The following is a 25,378-nucleotide window of genomic DNA, read 5'->3' as shown; positions in this document are numbered from 1 at the left end:
CCTACAGACTACGAATCTGGGGGTCATGGGTTCGAATCCTGTCGGGCGCGCCATTCCCATGGGCATCGGCACCGACACAGCGGCGTTGGCTGTGGTGGAAGATTTTCCCGCAATAACATCGCCTGGATGATCACACACGGTCCAATGCCGCCTCCAGCGCGTCCGCAAGGATTTCCGCCTCGACCAGGCCGAAAGCCATTGGCGGCTTGATCTTCAGCACGTTGTCCAAGGGACCGTCGGTCGAGATTAGGACGCCATGCTCACGCATGTGATTGGCTATTCGACCGGCTTCTTCCGTGGCTGGATCCAGCGTGTCCCTGTCGTTCACCAGTTCCACGCCGAGGAACAGGCCTTCGCCGCGTATGTGCCCGATGAGAGGGTGCTTCTCTGCCATGGCCTGAAATCGGAGCTTCAGGTGCTCGCCCGTGGCCCGGGCCTTGTCCTGCAATCCCTCCTGCTCGAGAACGTCAAGAACCGCCATGCCGACAGCGGCGGAGACTGGGTTGCCGCCGAAGGAGGAGAAGAACTCCATGCCGTTGGTGAAGGCCTTCGCGATCTCCGGCGTGGTGACGACGGCAGCCATGGGGTGGCCGTTGCCGATGGGCTTGCCCAGCGTCACGATGTCGGGGACGATGCCCTGCGGACCGTGCGCCCACATGTGGTTGCCCACCCGGCCGAAGCCCGTCTGAACCTCGTCGACGATGACGAGGCCACCGGCCTTCCTCACATGCTCGGCCGACGTCCTGAGATAGGCGTCGGGGAAGAAGACCTGCCCACCGCAACCCGATATTGCCTCGGCAATAAAGGCGGCCGGGCCCTGGCCTGTCTTCTCGCGGATCAGGTCCACCTTCTCGGCGACGGAAGCCGCGTAGGCCATGCCGCTGTTCTCGCCATAGCCCTTGAAGCGGCCGCGATAGGGGTCGGCCAGCTCGGCGATCTCGACGTAATCCGGCTTGCCGCGGCCGCCCTTGCGATTGAACTTATAGGGGCTGACGTCGATCAGGCCGTTGGTGTTGCCGTGATAACCCCAGTCGAGCGTGATGGTGGCGCGCCGTCCAGTCACCGTGCGCGCGATGCGCAGCGCCAATTCATTGGCCTCGGACCCCGAGCACACGAGATAGACGACGGAGAGAGGCTTGGGGAAATAGCCCCCCAGCCGCTCCGCGTAATCGAGGATCGTGTCGTGCAGGTAGCGCGTGTTGGTGTTGAGAACCGATGCCTGACGAGCAAGTGCTTCGACCACATGTGGATGGCTGTGGCCTACATGGCAGATGTTGTTGACGCCGTCGAGGAAGGCGCGGCCGGTGTGGTCATAGAGATAGGCGCCCCGCCCGCGCACGATCTTGAGCTTCTTCTTGTAGCTGATCGATAACGATGGCCCCAGCACCTCGGCCCGCCGCTTCAGCAGCACGTCGGGCGGTGTCCTGTCCTCCACGAAGCTCTCGGGCGTAAGGCGCAGGATAAGGTTCGGGTCGGGCGAAATGGCACGCCACACTGGCCACAGCGATGGCTGGCCGACGCCGGGAAATTCGCCTGACTGCCCCAGCCGGTCGGTGATGATCTGGAAATGCAGATGCGGTGCCCAGCCGCCATTGACCGTGTGGTCGCCGATGAAGCCGATCTGCTGGCCGGCGGCGATGGCCTGTCCTTGCCTTACCATCGCCAGCGTCTCGCGCGAGAGATGGCCATAGAGGGTCCAGAAGGCGGGACCGTTCTCGCCAGCGCGATGTTCGAGGATGACGGTCGGGCCATAATCAAAGGGGAGTGCATTGTCGACAACGCTCAGCACCTTGCCGGGAAGCGGCGCATGGAGCGGCGTTCCGGCGGCGATGAAGATGTCCTGACCGAGGTGCTGGGAGCGCCATTCGGGCGAGGCGGCGGTCGCGAACTGCTCGCCCTTGTAGACGTTGCGAAGCTCGCCATAGAGACCGATGGCGAAGCCGGCGTCTTCCTGGGCGAAGCGGCTCTCGAGCCAGCTCCAGTAGGCCTGCGGATCAGCTGCGTGCTCCATGCCGGGTGCGCCTTCCTGGAGGTGCAGGAGGATGCGGCCGGTACGGTCGAGGTCGATGTCGAACATCGGCCGCGGCCGGCAGTCGGGTGACGACAGCCAGCTGACGACGGCATCGCTGGTCGGCACCGGCGCGAGGCCGGCGGCATGGCGCGTGAAGGCGGCGAGGAAATCTGGATTGGTCTTGTCCAGCCGCTCCAGCAGGCGGAAGGCGGGGGCCTGCGAGACAAGCAGGTAGTCGTTGTCGGGGAAATCCTTGGCGCGATGGGACGAGATGCAGACGCTCATCGCGAGGCGCGCCGCCACGAGGTCGAACAGGATCGCCGCCTCGTCGGGCTCCAGCGGGAACTGACGCGCATAGGCCGAGATCACAGGAGCGGCGGACTTGTAGATATCCTCGACATCGAGCAGCGCATAGGCCAGCGTCACGGCGAGCTCATTGATCTGGCGGCCATACGTCATGTCGCCGAAGTCGATGAGGCCGGTGACAGTGGAGGTTGCCTTGTCGATCACGATGTTGTTGTCGTTCGCATCCTGGTGCAGCACGGCACCGCGCAACAGGTGGAGCCGTGGCAACACGCGCGCCTCGTAGCGCGCAAAGATACGGGCCACGAGGTCGCAGCGCTCCGGCACCACATCGCCAAGCCAGGGCTTGACCGCCATGGCCTCGTCAAGGTTCCACAGGAAGCCGGGGCGGAAGGCCGCCGGGTGGCCAAAGCCGCGCAAGGCGTGCGACAGCCGGCCCACGAAGCCACCGAGGCTTTCGAGAAGTGCGGGCGAACTGGTTGCGGCCGAGTAGAGATCGCCCGGCAGGTAACTCAGCAGCCGCACCGCATGACGCTCAGCACCGCGATCCCAGACCGTGCTGTCCGCATCCGTCCGGGTCGCGACCACGCGCTGCAGGCCGAGGTCAGGATCAGCGGCCGCCACATGCTTCATCACGGCGTTCTGCAGGGCGAGGAAGGCGGGATCCTCGAGCGCATTGGCGATCTTGAGCACGAATTTCCCGGACGGGGAGCCGACGAGAAAGTTCTGGTCGCGCTCGCTCACCAGTTCCTTCAGCTTTCCCTCTACGCCATAGTCGCGCGACAGCAGGTGCTGCGCCTCTTCTGCGGTGAAGGCGGGCTTGGGGGAATCGAAGACGGAGATCTGGTTCACGGCATGTTCCTTGGCGCGTGGGCTACCATCCCGCAAAATCCTTCACGGCATCATCACTGACGCGGCCTTGTTCCACATCTGAAAGCGCCCTGTCGAGTATGGAGATGGCATCCGAGGCTTGGTCCGAGGTCAGGACGAGTGGCGGGGTGAGTTCGAGCACGTTTGAGTTGAGGCCGACATAGTAAAGCACCAGGCCCAGTTCGAATGCGCGGTAGACGGTCTTGGCTGCGAGCTTCTTGGACGGCGTCTTCACCGCCCGATCCGACACCAGCTCGACGCCAATGGCAAGCCCGCGGCCACGTACATCACCGATAAGGGGGTGGCGCATCTTAAGGGCTTCGAGGCCATCGAGGAAGAATGCGCCAACGGCGGCAGCATTGTTCGCCAATTTTTCAGTCTCAATGGTGGTGAGCACCGCGGAGGCCGCAGCGACAGAGACGGGGTTGCCGTGCAGTGTCTGCATGGCGAAGGCAGTGGCATGATCCATCACAGTGGCAGGGCCCACGAGGGCGGAGATCGCGAGCCCGCCGCCCAGCCCCTTCCCGAGACAGATGAGGTCGGGCGTGAAGCCTTCATGGCGAAAGCAGTGCATCAGGCCGGTGCGGGCGAGCCCCACCTTCACCTCGTCAGAGACGATTAGGATGCCATGAGCGCGGCACATGTCGACGAGGCGCTTGAGAAAGCCTGTCGGCGGCACGATGAAGCCGCCATCCGACTGGATCGGCTCGATGAACAACGCACCCACTTCGCTCGCCGGCAGTGTGGTCGAGAACAGTTCGGCAAGATATTGCAGTACCGCTTCGCCATCCTCCCCATGATAGGGATTGGGATAGGGAATGAGCGTCAGGCCCTCGGCGCGCGACGCATGCGACTGTACGGCGTGGCCGGAGATCGCCATCGAGCCAGCCGTGCCGCCGTGGTAGGCGCCGCGGAAGGCGATTACACGCGGCCTGCCGGTGGCCGCGGCGACACCTCGGAAGGCCGTCTCATTTGCATCCGAGCCGGAATGACCGAACCAAACCTTGTGGTTTGGCAGTTCGGGAAGCGTGGCAAGGATCTGCTGCGCCAGATCGACGGCGCCCCGATGCGTGGCCGAGAGGATGCTGGCGCCTGCCGGGTTGCGCACCGCCGCGCAGACAGCTTCTGCGATGGCCGGATGGCCGTAGCCGAGGCTCGCGGCACCCCAGGCGGCGGAGAGATCGAGCAGGTCGCGGCCCGTCTCGTCCACAACGTAGGCGCCATGTCCGCCGGTAAGCGCCAGCGGGAAGAAGCGCAACTTCTGAAGCCCGGCGACAAGCTGGCTGTCACGGGCGTAGATGGAATTGGCCGCCACCGTCAGCTCCGCCTTGTGACTGGCGCCGGGATCAGCCCGTCCGGCCGCCAGATGAGGATGAGGATCACGAAGCCCAGCACGAAGGCATCGCGGAAAGGGAGTGCGGCATCGGGCAGAAAGGCCTGGAACAGCACCTCCAGAATGCCGAGCGCAAATCCCCCCGCCACGGCGCCGGTGAGCGAGCCCAAGCCCCCGATGACGGCGGCAACGAAGGCCTTGAGCACCGGAACAAAACCCATCAGCGGGTCGACCGAGCCTCGCTGCGCGATCCACAATACGGCCGCCACTCCGGCAAGTGCGCCAGAAACGGCGAAGGCCACGGCGATCACCCGGTTGGCTTTGATGCCCATCAACCGCAGCACCTGGAAGTCCTCAGCTGCGGCTCGCATCGCCTTGCCGAGGGTGGTGTGGCTGAGGAACAGCGTGAGGGCGGTGAGCGACAACGCCGTCATGACGATCGACAGGAGCGGCACGATGCCTACATGAAGGAAGCCCAGGTCGATCACGCCCGCAAAGCCCGACGGCAGCGGCACGGGCTTGGGCCGCGCCGATATGCCGTTCTGGAAAATGACGCGCAGGATGGCGGAGACGGCGAAACTTGTGAGCAGCAACCCGGTTGCGTCGGCCTTGCGCATAGGGCGGAAGGCGAAGCGCTCGGTCAGCAGCGCGGCGATGACCGCGAAAACTATGGCGGCGCAGACGGCGAAGGGGAAGGGCAGCGACACCGCGGCGGCGAAGAACATGCCGTAGCCTGCCACGGTCATCAGCTCGCCATGAGCGAAGTTGATGAGCGAGACGATAGAGAAGACCACCGCAAGTCCCAGCGCCAAGAGCGCATAGATGCCGCCGAGGCTGATGGCGTTGACGATCTGCTGTAGGACGATGTCCATTCGGTTACTCCGCCAGATAGGCCTGTTTGACGAGGTCGCTGCGGGCGAGCTCCGCGCCCGTGCCGTCGAGAACAACCTGCCCGGTCTGCAGCACATAGCCGTGGTCGGCGATCTCCAGCGCGCGCTCGGCATTCTGCTCGACGAGCAGGATGGTGAGGCCACGGCGCTTGAGGTCTAGGATCAGGTCGAAAACCTTGTCGACGATGAGCGGGGCAAGACCCAGCGACGGTTCATCGAGAAGAAGAAGGCGCGGGCCCGCCATGAGCGAGCGGGCGATGGCCAGCATCTGCTGCTCGCCGCCCGAGAGCAGACCCGCCTTCTGATAATAGCGCTCGCGCAGGATGGGAAAGCGGTCGAGCTCCGCTTCGACCCGCCTCTTTAATTCCGCGCCGGAGGCATGCGCGGCGCCGCCGAGGTGGAGATTGTCCGCCACCGAGAGCGAGGGGAATACGCGCCGCCCCTCGGGCGTGAGCGCGATGCCGCGCGTCACGATGTCCTCCGCCGGCCGGCCAGAGAGCGGCGCACCTTCGAAACGGATGGACCCCGTGGAGACCACGAGGCCCGCAATTGCGTTGAGGGTCGAGCTCTTGCCCGCGCCATTGGCGCCCAGCAGCACGACGATGGAGCCCTCGGGCACGGAGAGGCTGACGCCCTTGACGGCCGCCACCTCCCCGTACTTCACCTTCAGGTCGGAGACCTCAAGCATCGGGCATCCTTCGCGCGCTGTCGGGCATCAGGGCTTCGGCACGTCGGCTGGGTCCGGCATGGCGGTCAGTATTGGCGCCCGCTTGCCGTCCTGGATCTCGACGATGGTGATGTCTCGGATCGGCATGCGGTTGGTGCCGGCATAGGTCACCTTGCCGGTGAGTACCTCGACGTCCTTGAGGTTCGCCAGCGCATCACGCAGTGCCGGACCGTCGACCGAGCCCGCGGCCTTCACCGCGGCATCAAGGATGTAGGGGATTTCGTAACCGGTGGCGACATAGACGGTCTCGGGCGCCGCACCCGTCTTCTCCTTGAACTTGTCGTAGAAGGCGGCGAGCTTTGAGCCGGCGACGGGCGAGCCCGCCGTGGTGTGCACGATGCCATTGGCGATGGCACCCAGCCCGGTGATGGTCGGGCTGTCGATACCGTCCGAGCCGATGATGGGAGCCGTCACGCCCGCGCCGCGCAACTGCTGCAGGAAGGCCGGGAAGTCCGGCTCATAGGCCGCCGTCATGATGGCGTCGGGCTGCGGGCTCAACGCCTTGATCTTGGTAACCTCGGCGGCGAAGTCCTGCTGGCCCATGGTGTAGGTGCCTTCGCCGAGGATGGTGCCGCCCTTCTTCTTGAACACCTCCTCGAAATACTCCGGCAGGCGCAGCGTGTAGGCGCTGTCGGGCGACTTCAGGATGTAAATGTTCTTGTAGCCCTTCTTGGCGGCGTAGTCTGCGAGTAGCGCTGCCTGGCCGTTGTCGGCGGGATACGTGCCGAACATATAGTCACCCACGGCTTCAGTGATGGTGGGCGTCGTGCCGCAGAAGGTAAGCGTGGGAATTTGTGCCGGCTGGCTGATCTGGCCAGCGGCGATCGACGGGTCAGCATCACATGGCGTAATCATCACCTTGACGCCGTCAGCGACGAGCTCCTGCGCAGCCTGCACGGTGGCGGCCGTGTCGGTTCGGGTGTCCTTGATGTCGAGGACGATATTATACTTGCCGCCGAGGCCGCCTTCGGCATTGATCTCGTCCACCGCCATCTTGAAGCCGGCGAGCGAGGGTTGGTCGGCGTAGGCGAGGCCGCCGGTCTGGGCGGTTGCCAGGCCGATGGTCACGTCCTCGGCGTGCGCCCCGGTGGTGAGCCCCGCGAGGCCAATGGCGCCCGCAAGCACGGCGAAACGGAAGTTCTTCATAGTTGGTTCCTCCTGTTGTCTCTTGTTGTCAGCGTCTTCTTCAATGCCTTGCCCGCTTGGTCCCGATATAGGCCTCGATCACCTTGGGGTCGCTGCGGATATCCTGTGGCGTGCCCTCGGCGATCTTCTGACCCTTGTTCAGCACCACCATGCGGTCAGACAGTCGCATGATGAGCCGCATGTCATGCTCCACAACGAGGAGACCGATCTCATGATCATTGCGGATCGACTCGAGCACGCGGATCAGGGCGTCGGTCTCCGCCGGGTTCATGCCGGCGGCAGGCTCGTCGAGGAGCAGGAATCTGGGCTCTAGCGCCAGGGCGCGGGCGATCTCAAGGCGGCGTCTATCACCATAGGCGAAGGAGCCCGCCAGATCCTCGGCACGATGCGCAAGCCCGAGACGGGCAAGTTCGGCAAGTGCGACACGCCGCGCATTCGCGGCATCGTGGCCCTTGGAGAGGGCGGCGACGGTGACGTTTTCCAACGCCGACATGCGATCAAAGAGCCGGATGTTCTGGAAGGTACGACCGAGCCCCGCCACCGCCACGCGGTGCGGTGCCTCGCCTGCCATTTCCCTTCCACCTATGACGATGCGGCCTGCGGTGGGCTTCATTTGGCCGCAGATTATATTGATCAGCGTGGTCTTGCCGGCGCCGTTGGGCCCGATGAGGCCGGTCACTTGGCGGGGCGGCACGGCGAAACTGATGTTGTCGAGCGCTACGAGGCCGCCGAAGCGCATGGTGACCTGGTCGACCTTGAGCGGGGCGCCAGCGGGTTTGGTGTGGAGGGCCTCGGGCGGCATGGGCTCCAGCTTGCGCCTGGGCCAGTCTGGGCCGATTTCGCGAAGACCCATTAGACCCAGGGGGCGGCGCCAGATGGTGAGCAGGAGCGCAAGCCCCATGCCCAGTTGCGGCAGACCAAAGATACCGGGAATGTGCAGCGACCCGAGGTCGATGCCGGTCTCCGCCTGGCGCAGGATCTGCACGACGCCGGCGAGCAGTACCGTGCCCGCGACAGCACCACTAACCGTCAGCATGCCGCCGACGATCAGCATGGCGATAAGCGTGAAGATCAGATCGAAATAGAAGTCCTTGGGCGAGAAGGCACCAAGAAAGCTGCCATAGAGCGCACCCACCGTCACGCTGAGCGTGATGCTCAGCGCCCAACCCATGTGGCGCGACAGGCGCACGTTGACGCCAGAGGCCGCCGCCGCCACCTCGTTCTCGCGCGCCGCGCGCAGCTTCAGACCAAGCGGCGTCTCCTTCAGGATTCGGGCCACGAGGATGAAGGTCGCCGCCGCGAGGAAGGCGACGTAGACGGTGGTGAGGCGCGGCACGCCATAGAAAGTTTGGCTGCCGCGAGTAAAATCGCGCGCTCCGATCAGGGTGACATGGATGATGATGAGGAAGGCCAGCGTGCCGATGGCGGCCGAACCCGTCGACAGCCTGGCCAGCGGAAATCCGGAGAGAATGCCAACAACGAGACCAACGGCCAGCACGATCAGGAGCGCGGCGGCAAGCGACAGCTGGTGGCCCTGCAGCCACAGGGGTAGGTTGGGCAGGGCGGAGGCCTGGATGCCCTTGGGCATGGCAAGCACGCCGAAGACATAGGCGCCAATCCCCATAAAGGCCGAATGGCCGAAGGACACGATGCCGGAATTGCCGCTGAAGGTGGCAAGTGCCAGGACCGCCGCCACCTGCAGCAGCGCCAGAGTGGCGATATTGACCCCGGTGTTGCCGAAGACAAGCGACACCACGAGCGCCAGCCCGCCCACGCCTGCGATGAGCAGAAGGGCGCTGGTCCATGCACGTGGCGGAACGCCGGTCCAGGGGAGCATCGGGTATCCTTGGTCTTCAGGCGTCAAGCCTAACATGGGCGTGCGCCGCGCTGTCAATATTTGTTTCAGTTTGCACGAGCCTCACGAGTTGTTGTAATGAATTCCACACAAGCACACACGAGCCCGAGCCCATGACGAGCACTGAGGCCACAGTCCACCGCGACCCCCCGGCATTGAAGCCGGGCCGCAGCGTGCGCGACAGGCTGCTCGAGCCCAACCGCAATTTCTCCAACTCGGAAATGAAGGCGGTACGTGCGCTTCTAGCCAATTATCCCGCGGCAGGCCTCACCACAGTATCAAAACTTGCCAAGCAGGCGGGCGTCAGCGACCCCACAGTACTGCGCCTGGCGCAAAGGCTGGGCTTTGAAGGTTTCGCCGAGATGCAGGAGGCGTTGCTGGCCGAGGTAGAGGCACACATGCGCTCGCCACTCACGCTGCCCACCTCACTGCCCTCTCGCAAGAAGCCCAATACCTACCAGGCCTTCTTCGCCGAAACACTGAGCCAGTGCGAGGCGGTGGTGCGGGAGACGGCGACCGCGGACTACGAGCGCGCCGTGGCGCTGCTCATCGATCCACGCATGGAGATCCTCTGTCTAGGCGGCCGCTTGAGCCGCTTCCTCGCAGGGATCCTGCAGCGCTGCCTGCATCACCTGCGTGAGGGTACAAGGCTGCTCGACGGCACGGCGGCCGACCTCGTGGACGAGATCGCCTCGCTCGGCAAGCGCCACGTGCTGGTGGTGTTTGACTACCGCCGCTACCAGACCGACGTGGTGCGATTTGCGTCGGAAGCCTCGGCACGCGATGCCCACGTCATTCTCTTCACCGACCAGTGGGCATCACCCATCTCCGAGTTCGCCAACGTCGTCATCACCGCACCCACGGCCACCTCCTCGCCCTTTGACACGCTGGTGACGCCCCTCCTGCAGATGGAGGCCGTCGCCGTGGGCATGGCCGAGCAACTGGGGGCCGACTGGCGCAGCCGCGCAGCCCTTCTGGAAGAGGTGCGCAACGATCACAACGTCACGCTGGATGCTCCGTCCGGCCTGGCGAAACGCAAACGCCAACGCAAGGGATGAAGGTCACATGAGCAAGCCGGACAGGCGCGAGGCACATTACACGGCAGGCGAGACCGCCGTGCTCTTCGTCGACATGCAGAAGATGTTCTGCGCGCCGGGCCGTGACCCCGCACATCCGGAGATGAATGCCGAACACTATTACTTCCGCCGCCTGCGTGACCTCGTCATCCCCAACCAAGTGCGCATCCTCGAGGCAGCGCGCACCCATGGCGTGCAGGTGCTCCACACCATCATCGAGGCGCTGACAGAGGATTGCCGCGACGCCTCTCTCGACCACAAGCTCTCGAACCTTCTCGTGCCCAAGGGCCACCTGCTGGCCCCGCCCATCGACGAGCTCGCACCCATCCGCAACGAGATCGTGCTGCCGAAGACGTCCTCGGGCGTCTTCAACTCCACCAACATCGACTATGTGCTCAGGAACCTCGGCATCCGCTACCTGATCGTGGCGGGCGTGGTCACCGACCAGTGCGTCGACATGGCGGTGCGCGATGCGGCGGATCGTGGCTACCTCGTCTCGGTCCCGGGCGATGCCTGCGCGACCTACACGCAGGAGCGTCATGACAATGCGCTCAAGGCATATGGCGGCTACTGCTGGGTGACCGACACCGACACGGTGATCACGCGCATCAAGGCCATCGGGAAGGCCGCAGCATGAGTGTCAATCCGGCGCTCGAACCGCTCGTCACCTTCGTGACCACGGACTATGCTGGCATCACGCGCGGCCGCTCGATCGCGGCCTCGTCCTACGCGCCTGGCCAGCAGAAGACAGTGGGCTGGGTACCCGCCAACATGTCGCTGACACCCTTTGATCTCATCGCAGATCCCAATCCCTGGGGCTCGTCGGGTGACCTGCGGCTCTTGCCCGACGACAATGCGCATTTCCGCTTCGCCATCGAAGGCTCGGCGACGCCACTCGACATCATCATGAGCGATATCGTCGAACTCGATGGCAAGCCCTGGGTCTGCTGCCCCCGGAGCTTCCTCAAGCAGGCTCTTGCCGACCTCGCGGAAGAGACGGGGCTGACGCTGCTCGCCTCCTTCGAACATGAATTTCAGTTGCTGGACATGAACTGGCCAGCGGCGCCCGCCTTCGCGCTTCAGGCCCAGCGCCGGGCCGATCCATTCGGACCAGCGCTGATGGGGGCTCTGCGGGACGCAGGCGTTGTGCCGGAAGTGTTCATCCCAGAATACGGCAAGGATCAGTTCGAGATCACGCTAGCCCCAGCTGACGCCCTTGCGTCAGCAGACCGCGCCGTGCTGCTGCGCGAAACGGTTCGTGAACTCTGCCGCAACCGTGGTTGGCACTGCTCCTTCGCACCCAAGACGGCGGTCGACGGCGTGGGCAACGGCGTTCACATCCACTTCTCGTTCCGGGATGCTAAGGATGCGCCCGCAACCCACGATGCGGCACGGCCCGGTGGTGTTTCCGCCGTCGCGGGAAGCTTCGTCGCTGGTATCCTCAGCCATCTACCCGCCCTCACCGCCTTCACCGCACCGAGCCCCATCTCCTACCTGCGCCTGCAGCCACACCACTGGAGTTCGAGCTACACCTGGTTCGGAGAACAGGACCGGGAGGCAAGCCTGCGCATTTGTCCAGTGAACCGAGTAGGCAAAGCCGACCCGGCCAAGACCTTCAACATCGAATATCGCCCGGCGGACGCGACCGCCTGCCCGCACCTAGCGCTTGGCGTAATGGTGCGTGCTGGGCTCGAGGGCATCCGGCGCAAACTTGCAGCCCCGCCGTTGTTCTCGGGCGACCCCGCCCTGCTCGAGCCGAGTGAGCGCGATGCGCTCGGGCTGCAACGTCTGCCGCAGTCGCTGGCCGAGGCGCTCAATACGTTGCTGGCCGACAAGGCGGTGTGCAGCTGGTTCGCGCCTGTCGCCATCGAAACATATGTCGGCATGAAGCGCATGGAAATGAAGCTCGCTGGCGACGCGGTGGATGATGCCATGTGCCGGCGCTATGCGGAGATCTATTGATGGACCCGGCTGAATGTCTTCCAGCGCCAGTGCGTATTCTCAACGGGACGGGTGTTTCACCCTATGTGCTGCTCTGCGAACACTCCTCGCGCTTCATTCCTGAAGAATATAAGGATTTGGGCCTCGCCGCAGAAGACCTGACACGCCACATTGCCTGGGATATCGGCGCAGCCAATGTGGCTGAAGCGCTGTCTGCATTGCTCGACGCTCCATTGGTCATGGCAGGCTACTCACGGCTGCTGATCGACCTGAACCGACCCGTTGGGAGCGCCACCTCCATACCGGAAATCAGCGAGAGCACCGTGATTCCCGGGAATATCTCGCTCACGCCCAAAGAACGCGCGCGCAGGGTTGCTTTATATTTTGAGCCATACCAATTGGCCGTCCGCCAGCTTCTCGATGCACGACGGGATGCCGTCAGAGCGACCACTGTCGTTGGTGTTCATAGCTTTACGCCCGTCTACAAGGGCGTGGCCCGACCCTGGCACGCTGGCATCCTCCATCGTTATTCCAACCGTTTTGGTCATAATTTAGCCCAGGCGCTTGGTGGCCCAGCGAAGTTCATCGCAGAAAACGAGCCCTATCAGATCGAAGACGACAGCGACTATACGGTGCCCGTCCACGGCGAAGCCCGCGGTCTTGATGCTGTACTTGTTGAAATACGCCAGGACCTCATCACCCACAGAGATGATGCAGCCAGCTGGGCTGCCAGGCTCGCGGCGGCACTTGTCTCCTGCTGACTTCCCTTCTCGGGTGGTGGACCTCCAGTTGCGGTTTGGTCGATAGGTCGCCGAGGGGACCTCAACATGCGCGCTCAGCCTACTGGATCGGCTTCATGTAACCCGCGCCGGCTCTCCCCTAAATAAGGGATATGATCGTGGAGAGGCCCATGCCAATTTATATGCTCATCAGGATCAGGCTGAGAAGGATCAAGGATGACCAAATTTGCGGGGAGAACCGCGATTGTCACCGGCGCCGGTAGTGCTGACGGGATTGGATTTGCAACTGCGCGACTGCTGTTGGCTGCTGGAGCAAGAGTAGCACTCACTTCAACCACCGATCGGGTCCACGAAAGACTCGCCGAACTGGGGGTTGGGCCCGACCGAGCCTTCGCTCAACCCGCCGACTTGACCAAGTCAGAGGAGGTCGCGGGTTTCGTCGCGGCAGCCAAGACCCATCTGGGTGACATTGACATTCTCGTCAACAATGCCGGCATGACCCAGGTTGGCGGAGACGTCCCAGGCGGCAGACTGGCTGAGATATCGGAGGCAGGGTGGGACTATGGGATCGAGATCAGTCTGAAGACTGCATTCCTCATGACCCAGGCGGTTCTGCCTGGCATGATGGCAAGAAGATATGGACGGATTGTCCAAATGTCATCCGTAACTGGGCCTTTGGTTGGAATTGCCGGCAGTTCGGCATACGCAGCCGCCAAGGCCGGTATGCTGGGGATGACGCGTGCAGTTGCAATCGAAGTCGGATCCTTCGGAATTACTGTCAACTGCGTAGGGCCCGGCTGGATTCAAACTGGCTCCAGTTCCAAGGCCGAAATCGTGGCCGGCCACCACACTCCTGTGGGACGCCCTGGCACGCCAGAGGAAGTCGGTCATGTGGCGCTATTCCTCGCAAGTGAAGAAGCCAGCTATGTAACCGGGCAGATGATTGTGGTTGATGGCGGTAACATCATCCAGGAGTACAAGGCGAGAAACTGAGGCTCGCAGTCGAGTAAGTCTTCCCCTGCACATCGATCTTCTTTCCGATCTCCAGGAATATTCCGGCTAGCTACCCTGTCCCTACGGCTAGGTCGCCACCATTGCGTGTTTGGGCTTGCTGCGGACTTCAGTCTCGGAAGCTCTAGTGGTCGAGCGATTAGCAAGCGCGCGATAAAGTGCTGCACGCACCCTGCACCTCGACCGACAGGCCATTCGACAATGTGCTCAAGTTGCCCATGACATTCGATTTGTCCGAGCCACACGTTGTGGCGGATGCGCCGGACGCAGTGCTGAGGCGCATATGAGCGCAGGGCTCGCGCTTGACGCGATTTTCAACGCCCATATAGTCGCCCATAGTAAGGCAGGCGTTAGATGGGGCTTCTGAACGGCCAAATCTGCATTGTGACCGGCGCGGGCCAGGGCCTGGGCCGAGCCATTGCCCTTGAAATGAGCCGCGAGGGCGCCATCCCGGCACTCGTCGACCGCAATCCTGAGACCCTCGCACATGTGGCGCAGGAAATAGCCCGCAATGGTGGCAGCTGTACCCAGCACAGCTTCGACGTCACCGACTATGACGCCTATGCGCGGGCCGTCGCCGATCTTCACGCACGCCACGGCCGCATCGACACCCTCATCAACAACGCCGGCATCAACCCCGCCACCCAGAGCATCCTGGATGACACGCTGGAAGAGTGGCGCCGCACCATCGCCATCAACCTCGAAGCAGTCTACATGGGCTCGAAGCTGGTGGCGCCCATCATGGCGGCGCAGAACGGCGGGCGCATCATCCACATTTCCTCGATTCAAGGTTTCGCCTCGAGCGGGCTCTGCGGTTCCTACAATGCCGCCAAGGGCGCCCTCATCGCCTACACCAAATCCATGGCGGTTGAGCTTGCGCCACACAACATCCTCGTCAATGCGGTGGCGCCGGGTTTCATGGTGACGCCGATGTCGGTCGTGAACGGTGTAGATGAGACTACGACACCCGAATTCATCGACTGGTATATTGACAAACGCAAGATCCCGCTGGGCAGGAGTGGGCAGCCGGAGGATGTGGCCGGCACGGTGGTGTTCCTCGCCTCGGACTACTGCCGCTATATGACGGGGCAGCTGCTCGTCGTCGACGGTGGCCTGATGAGTACGTTCTAGACAGCAAAACAGGGAAACGAAGGAAGGCAAACTACATGACAAAGTCAGCATACCCGATGCTCACCCGCCGCAACTTGATGCTCACCTCTGCCATGCTGGCGGGCGGTGCCGCGCTGGGGGGTATCTCTAAGGGAGCCACCGCCCAGGCAAAGGACATGGACATGTGGTACTGGGGCGAGCAGGAGCTTCCGGGGCTCCAAAAATACGTTAATGACTCGGTGGCGAAGTACAATGCCGCGACCGTGAAGCCCATGCTTCAAGACACCGCGGTGGTGATATCGCAGTTCCAAACCGCCGCCGCAGCGGGCAATGCGCCCGACGTTCAGTATCTGTGGAACGGCATCTACCACATGGAAAGTGTGTGGCTCGGCTACATCCGCGGCCTCAAGAGCCTCATAAAGCCGGACGTGCTCGCCGCCTCGAACCCGACGCTGCTCAGCCACTTCGGCGGCGACGTCTATCGTACTGGCTGGTATCCGCTGCCGATGTTCTGGTGTTACAACAAGACGCTGTTCGAAAAGGCTGGCCTCGACCCCGAGGCGCCGCCCAAGACCTGGGACGAGCTGCTCGTCGCCTGCGACAAGCTCAAGAGTTCCGGCGTCGAAGCCCTGGGCGGCGGCATCCAGGACGGCTACTGGAGCGAATGGTACATCACGCACTCGCTGCCCCAGCAGCTCGACAGCTTCAGCGAGGCCGTGGAACTCTTCATTGGGGACCGCGACTTCAGGGAGCCGAAGTACCACGAGCACTGGGTGAAGCTTGAGGAGCTAAAGAAGAAGGGCTTCCTCAACAAGGACATGTCGTCGCTCGAACTCTATCCCGGCATCGACCTCGTGGTGGCCGGCAAGCTCGGTATCGGCCAGTCCATCGGGACCAGGCTACCTGCGGACAGCAAGGCGACCGGCGGCAAGATCGGCTACATGACCATGCCGGTCTTCGGCAAGGGCAAGCTCGCGGCGACCCCGGTCGTCGATGTGCAGGGCCTCGGCATCTCCAAGGATGCCGAAGATCCGGCAGTCGCTGCCGCCTTCCTCGAGTTCCTGCAGTCGCCCGACCAGCTCAAGGCCTTCTGGGAGGCGACCAGCTGGCTCCCCTCCAACACCAGCTTCGATCCAAGCGTCATCCAGGATCCCTCGGTGCGTGGGCTCTGGCAGAACTGGGGCCTCAAGCCTAACATCTCCAACGTCACCAATCTGGTGCCCGGTCAGTTCTACGAGCGTGCAGCCATCCCCACGGGCCAGCAGATCGTTGCAGGTTCGATGACGGGCGAGCAGGCGGGAGAGCTTGCCGCAAACACGGCCAAGGAGTGGAAGGAATTCAACCCCGACATGGTCGAGAACTACCGCAAGTGGGCGAAGGACCTGTCCTCTCCCACCTGACCGACCGCACCGGAGCCGCTGGCGCGCCAGCGGCTACCCATCCCCTTTTTAGCGCAGCTTCATGACGCCATCGTCCCGGCTCACGCCCTATCTCTATGTCCTGCCGCTCGCGGCCCTGCTGGGCTTCGTCTTCGGTTACCCGCTGCTGAAGATCTTTGAGTTCAGCTTCAAGATGGTGCGCGGCATCGACGGCCCGTGGATCGGAATGCGCAATTACCAGCTCGTCCTTGGACAGTCGCTGTTTTGGGAAGCGGTGCTGCACAATCTCCAACTCCTCCTCGCCATTCCGGTGATGGTGGCAATCTCCCTCATCGTCTCCGTGCTGCTGTCGGAGCGCGTGGTTGGCTGGAAGCTCTACCGTATCATCGTCTTCGTGCCCTTCGTGCTGGCTATTCCCATCGTCGCGGTGGTGATGAAGCGCATGTTCCAATTCTCGGGCCCGGTGAACGAGCTGCTGCGATGGATGAGCCTCGACTTCATGGCGCTGGACTGGATCGGCTCGTCAGACGTGGCCCTGTGGACAGTGATGATCCTCATCATCTGGCGCGAGTCAGCCCTTGGCATCATTCTGTTCCTCGCCCGCCTGCTCAGCCTCGATGAGTCGGTGATCGAGGCCGCCAAGATCGACGGCGCCGGCTGGTGGCACCGGCTGTGGCACATCATCCTGCCGGAGATGCGAGGCGTCATCGAGTTCTACGTGGTGGTCAGCGTCATCACCATGCTGGCCGCCGTCTTCTCCTACATCTACATCATGGGCGGCGGGCGCGGCGGCCCCGGCACCTCGACCGAGGTGGTGGAACTCTACATCTTCAACGCGCTGATCCGCTCCAGCCTGCCGGGAATTGCATCGGCCGCCTCGGTGCTGCTATTCTTGGTCACCGGGCTCCTCATATTTCTGCTGTTCAAGGTGCGCCAGCGCGCAGAGGCCGCCTGATGCGTGGGAATGCCTTGCAACTCGGCAACGTGGTGAAGCAGACCGTCCTGCTGCTTGCCTCCTTCCTGGCACTCGTGCCCACCATCTACATGGTGGTGACGGCACTCAAGTCGGACGAAGAATACGCCATCGACAAGTTGGGCCCCCCCGACGCCCCAGTGCTCGACAATTTCTACGCCGTGCTGGTCGAAAGCCCCTTCCTGCACTGGATGCTGAACAGCACGATTCTCGTCGCAGGTTCTGTCATCCTCTCCACAACCATATCAGTGCTTGGCGCCTACGCCATCGCCACCATGCGCTTCAGGGGACGTGACACGCTGCTGGCGGTCTCGACATCGCTCATGGCCGTGCCGCCCGTCGTGATGATTGTTCCGCTGTTCGTACTCTATACCCGGCTCGGCATGGTCAGCACCTATTTCGGCGCCATCCTGATCTATGCCGGCCTCATCACGCCCTTCTCAGTATACCTACTCGTAACCTTCTTCCGCACCGTGCCGCGAGAGCTCTACGAGGCCGCCCACATCGACGGGGCGGGCCAGTTCACCATCCTGATGAAAGTCGTTCTGCCGCTGTCGCTGCCCGCACTCGTCACGCTCGTGGTGGTGAACTCGCTCTATGTATGGAACGACCTGCTCATTGCCATCATCTTCCTTCAGGACGATGCAAAGCGCACGTTGATGGCCGGGATCAGCGTGTTCTCCGGCCGCTACAACAACCAGGTGCCCCTGACCATGGCGGGCATGGTGATCGCCAGCGCGCCGATGTTCATGCTGTATGTGCTGTTCCAGAAGCAATTCATCCGCGGCCTCATGTCGGGCGCCATCAAGTGAGTCTGGTGACGCTCGACAGCGAGGCGCTGCAGGTCACGGTCAACCCTCAGGTTGGCGGCACAATCACGGCTGTACGCCACAAGCCGACCGGCCTCTCGGTGCTCGGCACTGTTCCGTGGGATGCCACCGACGCGCCGCTTCCCGGCCTCGCCGCCCGTGATGAACCTGAATGGCTCACGCGCTACACCGGCGGCTGGCCCCTGCTCTTTCCCAATGCGGGCGATGCCTGCACGGTCGACGGCATGTTCCACGGCTTCCACGGCGAAGCCTCGATTGCACCGTGGGAGGTTGAGGAGGATGATGGCGCGATCCTGCTGACGCGGGAATTCACCATACTCTCCGCCACCATGCGCCGCAGGATCGACGTGAATGGCGACGTCCTGACGATCGAGGAGGAACTCACCTCCTCCGGCGCCGGGCCGGTGGACGTCATGTGGGGCCATCACCCGAGCTTCGGCAGCGACCTTCTCGCCGCACCCTTCGAGGTCACGTCGGGCGCAAGTCAGGTTGAGGCGGAGGCCGCATACGATCCGGTGACGAACCCCATCATGCCCGGCGCAATCGGTGCGTGGCCTTCGCTCGCCGCGAAGGCTGGAGGCGCGGCCGACCTCGCCCATCCCCGGCAGCCCTGGGCGTCCGTCGCCTATCTCACAGGCTTTGCATCGCCCTGGGCGGCGATCCGGCGGATGGACGATGCCATCGCCGTGCTCCTCACCTGGGACGGCCAGCGCTTTCCCTGCGCCTGGCTCTGGTATGAACTGGCCGGCACGCCGGACGCCCCATGGGATGGCCGCACCAGCCTCATCGGCATCGAGCCCAACACCACGTCCTGCGCGCTCGGTCTCGCCACTGCCCATGCGCGCGGCGCACCGCTTCTGCGCCTTGCGCCCGGCGCATCGATCGGTGCATCCATCGCACTCACTGTCTTCAAACCCGTGGGACCGATCCTGAACGGCCCGCGCGACCTGCCCACCCACCAAGGAACAACGCCATCATGAGCATCGAAGCCGTCGACTTCTTCTATCTCTCCATGCCCAAAGTGGAGGACATCGGCGATGGCAGCCAGGACGCGCTGGTGGTGCGCGTCACCGCCGACGGGGTGGAGGGCTGGGGCGAATGTGAGGCCTCGCCGCTCGTCTCGATCGCTGCCTTCGTGACACCCATGTCGCATGGCGCCTGCAAGCCGGTGCGCGACGTAGTGCTGGGTAAGCCGATTGAGAGTGCGGCCGACATCGCGGCGATCCACGCCGCCGTCGAAATGGAGTGCATGGACCTGCTGCAGGCCGCCCACACCTTCTCCGGCATCGAGATGGCGCTGTGGGACCTGCTGGGAAAGAAGCGCAATGCGGCAGTCTATGAGCTGCTGGGCTATTCCACGGCCTATCCGAAGCTTCCATATGCCTCGCAGCTCTTCGGCGACACGCCGCAGGAAACGCTCACGGGCTGCCGTAGGGCGCGCGACGGCGGCTATCGCGCAGTCAAGTGTGGATGGGGTCCCTTTGGCCGCGGCACACTGGAACAGGACCGCGACCACCTTCACGCCGCGCGCGAGGGCATCGGAGCCGACGGAACACTGCTGATCGACGCGGGCCAGATTTTCCGCGAGGATGTGGACGCCGCAGCCAGGCGCATCGGCTTTCTCGAGGAGGTCAACACCGTGTGGTTCGAGGAGCCCTTCCTCGGCGGCGCCTATGGCGCCTATGCCGCACTCGCGGCGAGAAGCGGCAAGGTGAAGCTTGCTGGTGGTGAAGCCTCGCACAACTTCCACATGGCCCAGCAGCTGATCGACTATGGCAAGGTTGGTTTCATCCAGATCGACTGCGGCCGCATCGGCGGCATAGGCCCTGCGAAGCGCGCTGCAGATTATGCGGCAGCACACGGCGTCACCTACGTCAATCACACCTTCACGTCACATCTCGCGCTCTGCGCCTCGCTCCAGCCCTATGCCGGGCTCGAGAGCCACCGCATCTGCGAATATCCCTTCGCGCCCAAGTCCGTGGCCTGGGACATGAGCGAGACGCACCTGACGCCCGATGCCAACGGCCTCGTCAATATTCCTGCCGCACCGGGCCTTGGCGTCACCATGAGCGCTGCCGGCATGCGCAAGTACCTGGTGGACGTCGAGATCAGCGCCCATGGCAAGGCGCTCTACCGCAGCCCGAAACTCTAGCGCCTGAGAGGACCTCCAGCATGGCACCCACTCCCACACTCGTGGTCCAGACACGGGACAGGCTCGGCGAAAGCCCGCTCTGGCACGCTGGCGAACAGGCGATCTACTGGACCGACCTCTATGGCCCCACGATCCACCGCCTGCGCCAGGGCGGCACTGTGGAAAGCTGGAAGGTTCCCGGCACCACATTCATCGGCTCGTTCGTCTTCGTGCGGGGCGGGCGGCTGCTGCTCGCCATCGACACCGGGCTCGTGCTGTTCAACCCGGCCACCGGCACCTTCACGCCCTTCAGCGATCCCAACCAGGGCCGCGAGGGCGTCATCTACAATGACAGCAAAGTCGACCGGTCGGGTCGGCTGTGGGTGGGCACACTCGATCTCGCGGAGGCGGAGCCACGCGGCATTCTCTACTGTGTCGACACGAACGGTAGCGCGCATGTGGGCGACAGCGGCTTCACCGTCTGCAATGGCCCGGCCTTTTCGCCCCGGGGTGATGTTCTCTACTTCAGTGATTCTCTAGGGCGGCGTCTCCTCGCCTATGATCTCGCGCCCGGCACCCCGCTTCTCCGCAAGCGGCGCGTCTTTGCCAGCATGGGCTCCGACGATGGCATACCCGACGGTCTGACGGTCGATGCCGAGGGTGGCGTGTGGTGCGCGCATTATGGTGCAGGGCACCTCACTCGCTACGCGCCCGATGGAAACGTGACTGATGTTGTCGAACTGCCCTGCCCCGTGGTTACCAGCATGAGCTTTGGAGGACCCGACCTGAGAACACTATTTGTAACCTCCGGCTGGAGCCCCGGAGTTCAACGACCAGAAGAGGAGGTCGGTCCAGGTGGGGCACTGTTTGCGATCGACACAAATTTCACTGGGCTATGCGAGCCGGAGTTCAGCCTGAACCGGGATTTTCGCGACATCTAACATCGTTTTAGAGCCATCTGAAAGGTCGCGACGCAGGTGCCGCCGCCTAGATGGCCAGCGTTTATGCCATAATAACCGCTGTGCGAATGGCTACACAAGTTCAGTGAATAGCCTTGGCGCTTCTACGCCTCCCAATTATGCAGGTAACTGATCAGTTCGAATCCTGTCGGGTGCGCCATTTGCGAACAAAACCACTAACTTTTCCGCCGGCGGTCTGCTGGCCTGCGATGACGGCTGCCAAGCTGGCCTTGTCGCCGATGATCTGGATCTTGTGGTCGTCGACGCGGATTTCCGGAGCGACAACCTGGAGGTAGGCCTTCCGGGCCTGGATGTCGGCGGTCTCGATCTTCTGCCTGACCAGATCGACGAAGGCAGCAATGCGTTCCGGTGTCAGGGCGCGTGAACTCGCCGCCTGTGTGGCAATTCGTTCCAATGAGTCCTGTGCGAGGTCACGCGACGATTTGAGGGCTGCGATGCGCTCCTTCAGCTGGGCATCGATTTCCACCACCCCCTCCTCGATCGCCCGGTAGAGCCGGGCCAGTTTGTCACCAGTGTCTTTGATCTCCGCTTCGACTGCCGCCCTGCGGTTTGCAACGCCAACGTCCTTGGCAGCCTGACGGTCGACCAGGGCCTCGAGAATCGTCGTCAGTCGTTCAGGTGTCAGGAGCTTGTCGCGAACGGCTTGAGTGACCGCCTTGTCGAGCTTCGCGGTGGGCACATGGCGTCCCTTGCAGACCGTCTTGCCCTTCGCATGGCAGCCGCCACAGCTATAGTAGCTGTAAGCCTTGCCGCGCTTGGCCGTACCTGTTCGAGTCATGCCAGCGCCACAGGAGGCGCAGGTCGCCAACCCTACCAACAGAGATGGACCATTCGCCACGCGCGGTGGTGTGACCTTCGGATTGTGCGCAGAAAGCCGCGCCTGCACTTGTTCGAAGAGTGCGAGCGGAACAATGACAGGAACGTCGATCTCGATGATGTCGGCAGGATTGTTAAGGCCGCCGGTACGGGAGTTGCGACGGCCATAAGGCCACTTGCCTGTCGCATAGCAGGGGTTGGTAAGGATGCCGTAGATGGGTCCAACCCCGAAGGTCGAGCCGCGCCTAGTGCGGTACCCCTTCGCATTGAGCCACTTCGTGACCTCCTTCACGCCAAGCGAACCGGAACCCTCATGGCCTTCGACATAAAGGGTGAAGATCAGGCGCACGAGTTCCGACTCGACCGGATCGACGTCGAGCCTCTTCTTGATCTTGGAACCGCGGCGCTCAGCTTCGACAATGCGGTACCCGAGCGGAGGGGTCGCACCGTTCCAGAAGCCCTGCTTCGCGGACTCACGCATGGCGCGGGTGACGTTCTTTCCATTCTCGCGGGAGGTATACTCGTCAAAGATGCCGATGATCTGCCGCATCAGGGCCTGCGAGGGATCATCCCCTGTCGGCTGCGTGACCGAGACCACTTCGACGCCTGACTTCTTCAACCTGCGAATGGTCATCTCCATCTCGGCTCCGTTGCGATAGAAGCGCGAGAAGGCATGGACGCAGATCACGTCGAAGGTGCGGTCCGCGGACGTGGCCTGCTCCAGCATGCGCTGGAACACCGGGCGGCGATGGTCCGTGGCTGAGGCGCCGGGCTCGACGAACTCCTCGACCACGGTCCAGCCTTGCGCCTCGCAATAGCGCCGCGTCAGGTCGCGTTGGGAGGGCAGCGAGACGTCGCCCTCGGCTTGGCGCCCGGTGCTGACGCGCAGGTACAAGGCTGCCCGCTTCGGGGCGAGAGCAGGATCAGGCGAACGGAAGTTCATCGGCAATCTCCTGACGCAGAAACACTTTGAATCGGGATGTTAGTGGGACTGGGATTGGTCCAGCAAGCGCGCGAGGTCACCGCTCAGGAGGCGGACAATTGCCTCGAGTTCGGCATCGGTGACCTGACGGTCACTGGATAGGTCAGTCTCGACCAAAAATCCATCGGGTGACAAGCCCCCGGGCGTGTAATCTGCAGCCGGAACCGACGGGATGTCCGCCTCCCCTTCCCGAATCGAGTTTGGCCGTTGCTTGAGCATGCCAGAACGATGATCGGGCTGAAGGGGCGAAGCGTCCCCACAACCAGAGAAAGATCAGGTAGGGTCATGGGGAGAGACGTCATGTCCGAGTCTTCCGCGTTGGTGGCTTCTTGTGGAGGTTACGTTCGATCGTCTTGCGAAGGTCAGGAGTTTCGATATCGAGAGCATCAAATAAGGCCCCCACCAGCTTTTCGAACTTGCCCCTCACAGTTGCTGTGGCACGCCTTCCAATGATGTCCGGCGCTGCATTCGCCAGGGCACGGATCAGGACGACCTGAACATGGTTTGCTTCCGGCCCGCCGGGGTCAGCACTCTTTTCGGACAGTACATTGCGAATGGGATGGCGGATCAGCCTCAGTTGCTCCAGAAGGATCGACGCCCCATGACGAAAGCCTGCCGACTGCTCCTTGTGAAGGACTCTGGCGCCCCTATTGGACACCACTTCCTCGGTGACCACGGTGATGAGTTCTGAAGAAGCGCACTGGACGATGGCATCCCTTGCCTCAAAGGGCAGGTCGTCATTGATGCGCTCCGGATTCCTACCGAGCAAGATGATCAGTTTCCCGATCGCCTGATCGACCGCCCGCAGGCGGTCCATCCTGACCTTGCGGGAGGCGCGGCCGACCCTGGTCCGGAAGTATCCCTCGAGATCCGCATGTGCATGTCGGATGACAAGCTCAAGCTCACGGGCTTGAGCATCGTTCAACTTCAGGTCACGACCGATGTCTGCCAGTTTTTTCGTAGTTGGAAGCGTGAAGTTCTTAACCACGGAAGCTTGCCTTTCTTGTCATGTTGTCTTGAGCCTCATTAGAGATATTCTCGCAGCGACGCGCTTCCTTCAACACCTCGAGGTAGGAACGCTGTGCCTCGAGCCCTGTTGCCTGAATGTAGTGTTTCTCGGTTGTGGCCAGGGAACGATGCCCCAGGAGGGGTGCTGCAGAACGGACACGGGCTGGATCGGCAATCGTGAGCGTCGTCGCCGAGGCATCCCGGAAAGCATGGGGATTGATCGCCTTACCGAAGGCGTCGCGCGTGCGCCGCTCGATGCGCCCCGACATGCCTTCCTGCCCCAGGGGCGAACCATCACTAGAGACCCATACGCTGGCACCCACGGGACGAGTCCAGCGACCTTGTCGGGCCATCAGGACTGGCCGCCAGATGTCCAGGTATTGGTTCATGGGCTCGACCAGGATGTCGGCAAACGGGAGCTCGAGGGGCGCGCCGTTCTTGGTCTCTGAGCCAGCGAAGCTCACCATGTACCCCGCCCCCTGGCGGAGAAGATTCTTGCCCAACTCGAAGTTCACGAGATTACGGCGACGCACGGGGTGAAGGATCAGGAACGCGATGATAAGACCATCCCGGAAGGCCAGGGCATGATCGAGATCGGCTGGATCGGTGGCACCCTCCATCAGTCGCACGCCTAGATCGACCAGTTCATTCGCCGACCTGACATTGGACTTGCAACGCACTGGCCTCGCCTTTGATCTCAGGGCCGATATGTACCGGTTGAGCAAGCGTGGGTCGAAGGCAGGGTCCAGGGCAGCGGTGACGGCCATCAACTCGCCCAGCCGGTTGACGATCGTGCCATCAGAGTTTCCGGCGCTGCGCAGGTGATCGATGTAGGCCTGTACGTTGGCCTTCGTACACCGTTCGGCTGGGGTGAGTTCCAGAACGCCCACAGCGTGAGCGGACAGGAAGGCAACCCAACGCCCCCAGCCCTTGGCGTATTTGAAGCGGGATACCTCCGCCAGATGAGCAAGCCCGCCACCATCATCTTCAAACAGGGACTGCGGCACACAGGCCCTGGCCCACAGCCGCTGGTCCTCCACCGGCCACTGCTCGATCGGCCAGCAAGCACGAGATGTTGTTGAAGGCGCTGACGTCATCTCGCCACCTTTTTGCCGACGGACTTGCCGCTGGTTCCACGCAGATCCTGTACGAGGTTCTGATAATGGCGCGCGGCACTCACCGACTCGGTACCGGTATAGGCGCGCATCGTCGTCGCCACGCTCTTGTGATTGAGCAGGCGGCTGACAAGCGCGTATTCGCCCGGGC

General features: G+C 63.0%; 21 protein-coding genes. 12 read left to right on the top strand and 9 right to left on the bottom strand.

Annotation, left to right across the window (positions count from 1 at the left end; translation table 11 throughout):
* Positions 1-130: 130 nt before the first annotated feature.
* Genes WCJ41_RS13390 through WCJ41_RS13365 form a run of 6 tightly spaced genes read right to left on the bottom strand, consistent with a single transcriptional unit; the run spans position 131 to position 9,117 of the window.
* On the bottom strand, positions 131-3,166 hold the full coding sequence (locus WCJ41_RS13390) for an aminotransferase class III-fold pyridoxal phosphate-dependent enzyme (protein ID WP_336906333.1): 3,036 nt from the start codon (positions 3,164-3,166) through the stop codon (positions 131-133).
* Between the two features lie 22 nt (positions 3,167-3,188).
* Complete coding sequence (locus WCJ41_RS13385) at positions 3,189-4,499, bottom strand: aspartate aminotransferase family protein (protein WP_336906332.1); 1,311 nt, start codon at positions 4,497-4,499, stop codon at positions 3,189-3,191.
* A 2-nt stretch (positions 4,500-4,501) separates the two neighbouring features.
* The gene (locus WCJ41_RS13380; RefSeq protein WP_336906331.1) at positions 4,502-5,389 is read right to left on the bottom strand and encodes a branched-chain amino acid ABC transporter permease; all 888 of its coding nucleotides are present in this window, start codon (positions 5,387-5,389) and stop codon (positions 4,502-4,504) included.
* A 4-nt stretch (positions 5,390-5,393) separates the two neighbouring features.
* The gene (locus tag WCJ41_RS13375; protein WP_336906330.1) at positions 5,394-6,095 is read right to left on the bottom strand and encodes an ABC transporter ATP-binding protein; all 702 of its coding nucleotides are present in this window, start codon (positions 6,093-6,095) and stop codon (positions 5,394-5,396) included.
* A 27-nt stretch (positions 6,096-6,122) separates the two neighbouring features.
* Positions 6,123-7,280 (bottom strand): ABC transporter substrate-binding protein, encoded by a 1,158-nt coding sequence (locus WCJ41_RS13370; protein ID WP_336906329.1) that lies wholly within the window; start codon positions 7,278-7,280, stop codon positions 6,123-6,125.
* Between the two features lie 40 nt (positions 7,281-7,320).
* Positions 7,321-9,117, bottom strand: a complete 1,797-nt coding sequence (locus WCJ41_RS13365) for a branched-chain amino acid ABC transporter ATP-binding protein/permease (RefSeq protein ID WP_336906328.1) — start codon at positions 9,115-9,117, stop codon at positions 7,321-7,323.
* Positions 9,118-9,248: 131 nt separating this feature from the next.
* On the opposite strand from WCJ41_RS13365, the gene WCJ41_RS13360 reads away from it, so the two are divergent.
* From WCJ41_RS13360 to WCJ41_RS13305, 12 genes are all read left to right on the top strand, one after another.
* Entirely contained in the window at positions 9,249-10,193 is a 945-nt protein-coding gene (locus WCJ41_RS13360) for a MurR/RpiR family transcriptional regulator (RefSeq protein ID WP_336906327.1), read from the top strand.
* A gap of 7 nt (positions 10,194-10,200) precedes the next feature.
* Positions 10,201-10,848: an isochorismatase family cysteine hydrolase gene (locus WCJ41_RS13355; protein ID WP_336906326.1), complete on the top strand. Its 648-nt coding sequence runs from the start codon at positions 10,201-10,203 to the stop codon at positions 10,846-10,848.
* Entirely contained in the window at positions 10,845-12,173 is a 1,329-nt protein-coding gene (locus tag WCJ41_RS13350) for a glutamine synthetase family protein (protein WP_336906325.1), read from the top strand. The genes WCJ41_RS13355 and WCJ41_RS13350 overlap by 4 nt, the downstream gene beginning before the upstream one ends.
* A complete protein-coding gene (locus WCJ41_RS13345; protein WP_336906324.1) occupies positions 12,173-12,913 on the top strand; it encodes an N-formylglutamate amidohydrolase in 741 nt (246 codons plus the stop codon). The genes WCJ41_RS13350 and WCJ41_RS13345 overlap by 1 nt, the downstream gene beginning before the upstream one ends.
* Positions 12,914-13,108: 195 nt before the next feature.
* Positions 13,109-13,885 (top strand): SDR family NAD(P)-dependent oxidoreductase, encoded by a 777-nt coding sequence (locus tag WCJ41_RS13340; RefSeq protein WP_336906323.1) that lies wholly within the window; start codon positions 13,109-13,111, stop codon positions 13,883-13,885.
* 372 nt (positions 13,886-14,257) lie between these two features.
* Positions 14,258-15,034, top strand: a complete 777-nt coding sequence (locus WCJ41_RS13335) for an SDR family oxidoreductase (RefSeq protein WP_336906322.1) — start codon at positions 14,258-14,260, stop codon at positions 15,032-15,034.
* A gap of 35 nt (positions 15,035-15,069) precedes the next feature.
* Positions 15,070-16,413, top strand: coding sequence for an ABC transporter substrate-binding protein (locus WCJ41_RS13330; protein ID WP_336906321.1), 1,344 nt, complete (start codon positions 15,070-15,072; stop codon positions 16,411-16,413).
* Positions 16,414-16,474: 61 nt separating this feature from the next.
* On the top strand, positions 16,475-17,347 hold the full coding sequence (locus WCJ41_RS13325) for a sugar ABC transporter permease (RefSeq protein WP_336906320.1): 873 nt from the start codon (positions 16,475-16,477) through the stop codon (positions 17,345-17,347).
* On the top strand, positions 17,347-18,177 hold the full coding sequence (locus WCJ41_RS13320; protein ID WP_336906319.1) for a carbohydrate ABC transporter permease: 831 nt from the start codon (positions 17,347-17,349) through the stop codon (positions 18,175-18,177). Before WCJ41_RS13325 ends, WCJ41_RS13320 begins: the two co-directional genes overlap by 1 nt.
* Positions 18,178-18,182: 5 nt before the next feature.
* Positions 18,183-19,175, top strand: a complete 993-nt coding sequence (locus tag WCJ41_RS13315; RefSeq protein ID WP_336906318.1) for a hypothetical protein — start codon at positions 18,183-18,185, stop codon at positions 19,173-19,175.
* Entirely contained in the window at positions 19,172-20,347 is a 1,176-nt protein-coding gene (locus tag WCJ41_RS13310) for an enolase C-terminal domain-like protein (RefSeq protein WP_336906317.1), read from the top strand. Before WCJ41_RS13315 ends, WCJ41_RS13310 begins: the two co-directional genes overlap by 4 nt.
* A 20-nt stretch (positions 20,348-20,367) precedes the next feature.
* A complete protein-coding gene (locus tag WCJ41_RS13305) occupies positions 20,368-21,267 on the top strand; it encodes an SMP-30/gluconolactonase/LRE family protein (RefSeq protein WP_336906316.1) in 900 nt (299 codons plus the stop codon).
* A 151-nt stretch (positions 21,268-21,418) separates the two neighbouring features.
* Here the strand turns inward: WCJ41_RS13305 and WCJ41_RS13300 are convergent, their stop codons facing one another.
* The 3 genes from WCJ41_RS13300 to WCJ41_RS13290 all read right to left on the bottom strand — a co-directional run bounded on the left by WCJ41_RS13300 (position 21,419) and on the right by WCJ41_RS13290 (position 25,209).
* On the bottom strand, positions 21,419-23,065 hold the full coding sequence (locus tag WCJ41_RS13300; protein ID WP_336906315.1) for a recombinase family protein: 1,647 nt from the start codon (positions 23,063-23,065) through the stop codon (positions 21,419-21,421).
* Positions 23,066-23,402: 337 nt separating this feature from the next.
* A complete protein-coding gene (locus WCJ41_RS13295) occupies positions 23,403-24,092 on the bottom strand; it encodes a hypothetical protein (RefSeq protein WP_336906314.1) in 690 nt (229 codons plus the stop codon).
* Complete coding sequence (locus WCJ41_RS13290; RefSeq protein WP_336906313.1) at positions 24,085-25,209, bottom strand: tyrosine-type recombinase/integrase; 1,125 nt, start codon at positions 25,207-25,209, stop codon at positions 24,085-24,087. The genes WCJ41_RS13295 and WCJ41_RS13290 overlap by 8 nt, the downstream gene beginning before the upstream one ends.
* Between the last annotated feature and the right edge of the window lie 169 nt (positions 25,210-25,378).

It is taken from the genome of Aestuariivirga sp., assembly GCF_037139295.1.
GTDB lineage: Bacteria > Pseudomonadota > Alphaproteobacteria > Rhizobiales > Aestuariivirgaceae > Aestuariivirga.
Note: the sequence above shows the minus strand (reverse complement) of the source record. Positions and strands in the feature narration are given on the sequence as shown.

What these genes read in the sequence shown, in the direction of transcription:
- WCJ41_RS13375 (WP_336906330.1), bottom strand. Translation starts at nt 6,095, where the DNA reads ATGCTTGAGGTCTCCGACCTGAAGGTGAAGTACGGGGAGGTGGCGGCC.
- WCJ41_RS13360 (WP_336906327.1), top strand. Translation starts at nt 9,249, where the DNA reads ATGACGAGCACTGAGGCCACAGTCCACCGCGACCCCCCGGCATTGAAG.
- WCJ41_RS13335 (WP_336906322.1), top strand. Translation starts at nt 14,258, where the DNA reads ATGGGGCTTCTGAACGGCCAAATCTGCATTGTGACCGGCGCGGGCCAG.
- WCJ41_RS13370 (WP_336906329.1), bottom strand. Translation starts at nt 7,280, where the DNA reads ATGAAGAACTTCCGTTTCGCCGTGCTTGCGGGCGCCATTGGCCTCGCG.
- WCJ41_RS13300 (WP_336906315.1), bottom strand. Translation starts at nt 23,065, where the DNA reads ATGAACTTCCGTTCGCCTGATCCTGCTCTCGCCCCGAAGCGGGCAGCC.
- WCJ41_RS13350 (WP_336906325.1), top strand. Translation starts at nt 10,845, where the DNA reads ATGAGTGTCAATCCGGCGCTCGAACCGCTCGTCACCTTCGTGACCACG.
- WCJ41_RS13340 (WP_336906323.1), top strand. Translation starts at nt 13,109, where the DNA reads ATGACCAAATTTGCGGGGAGAACCGCGATTGTCACCGGCGCCGGTAGT.
- WCJ41_RS13320 (WP_336906319.1), top strand. Translation starts at nt 17,347, where the DNA reads ATGCGTGGGAATGCCTTGCAACTCGGCAACGTGGTGAAGCAGACCGTC.
- WCJ41_RS13345 (WP_336906324.1), top strand. Translation starts at nt 12,173, where the DNA reads ATGGACCCGGCTGAATGTCTTCCAGCGCCAGTGCGTATTCTCAACGGG.
- WCJ41_RS13325 (WP_336906320.1), top strand. Translation starts at nt 16,475, where the DNA reads ATGACGCCATCGTCCCGGCTCACGCCCTATCTCTATGTCCTGCCGCTC.
- WCJ41_RS13380 (WP_336906331.1), bottom strand. Translation starts at nt 5,389, where the DNA reads ATGGACATCGTCCTACAGCAGATCGTCAACGCCATCAGCCTCGGCGGC.
- WCJ41_RS13305 (WP_336906316.1), top strand. Translation starts at nt 20,368, where the DNA reads ATGGCACCCACTCCCACACTCGTGGTCCAGACACGGGACAGGCTCGGC.
- WCJ41_RS13355 (WP_336906326.1), top strand. Translation starts at nt 10,201, where the DNA reads ATGAGCAAGCCGGACAGGCGCGAGGCACATTACACGGCAGGCGAGACC.
- WCJ41_RS13365 (WP_336906328.1), bottom strand. Translation starts at nt 9,117, where the DNA reads ATGCTCCCCTGGACCGGCGTTCCGCCACGTGCATGGACCAGCGCCCTT.
- WCJ41_RS13290 (WP_336906313.1), bottom strand. Translation starts at nt 25,209, where the DNA reads ATGACGTCAGCGCCTTCAACAACATCTCGTGCTTGCTGGCCGATCGAG.
- WCJ41_RS13310 (WP_336906317.1), top strand. Translation starts at nt 19,172, where the DNA reads ATGAGCATCGAAGCCGTCGACTTCTTCTATCTCTCCATGCCCAAAGTG.
- WCJ41_RS13330 (WP_336906321.1), top strand. Translation starts at nt 15,070, where the DNA reads ATGACAAAGTCAGCATACCCGATGCTCACCCGCCGCAACTTGATGCTC.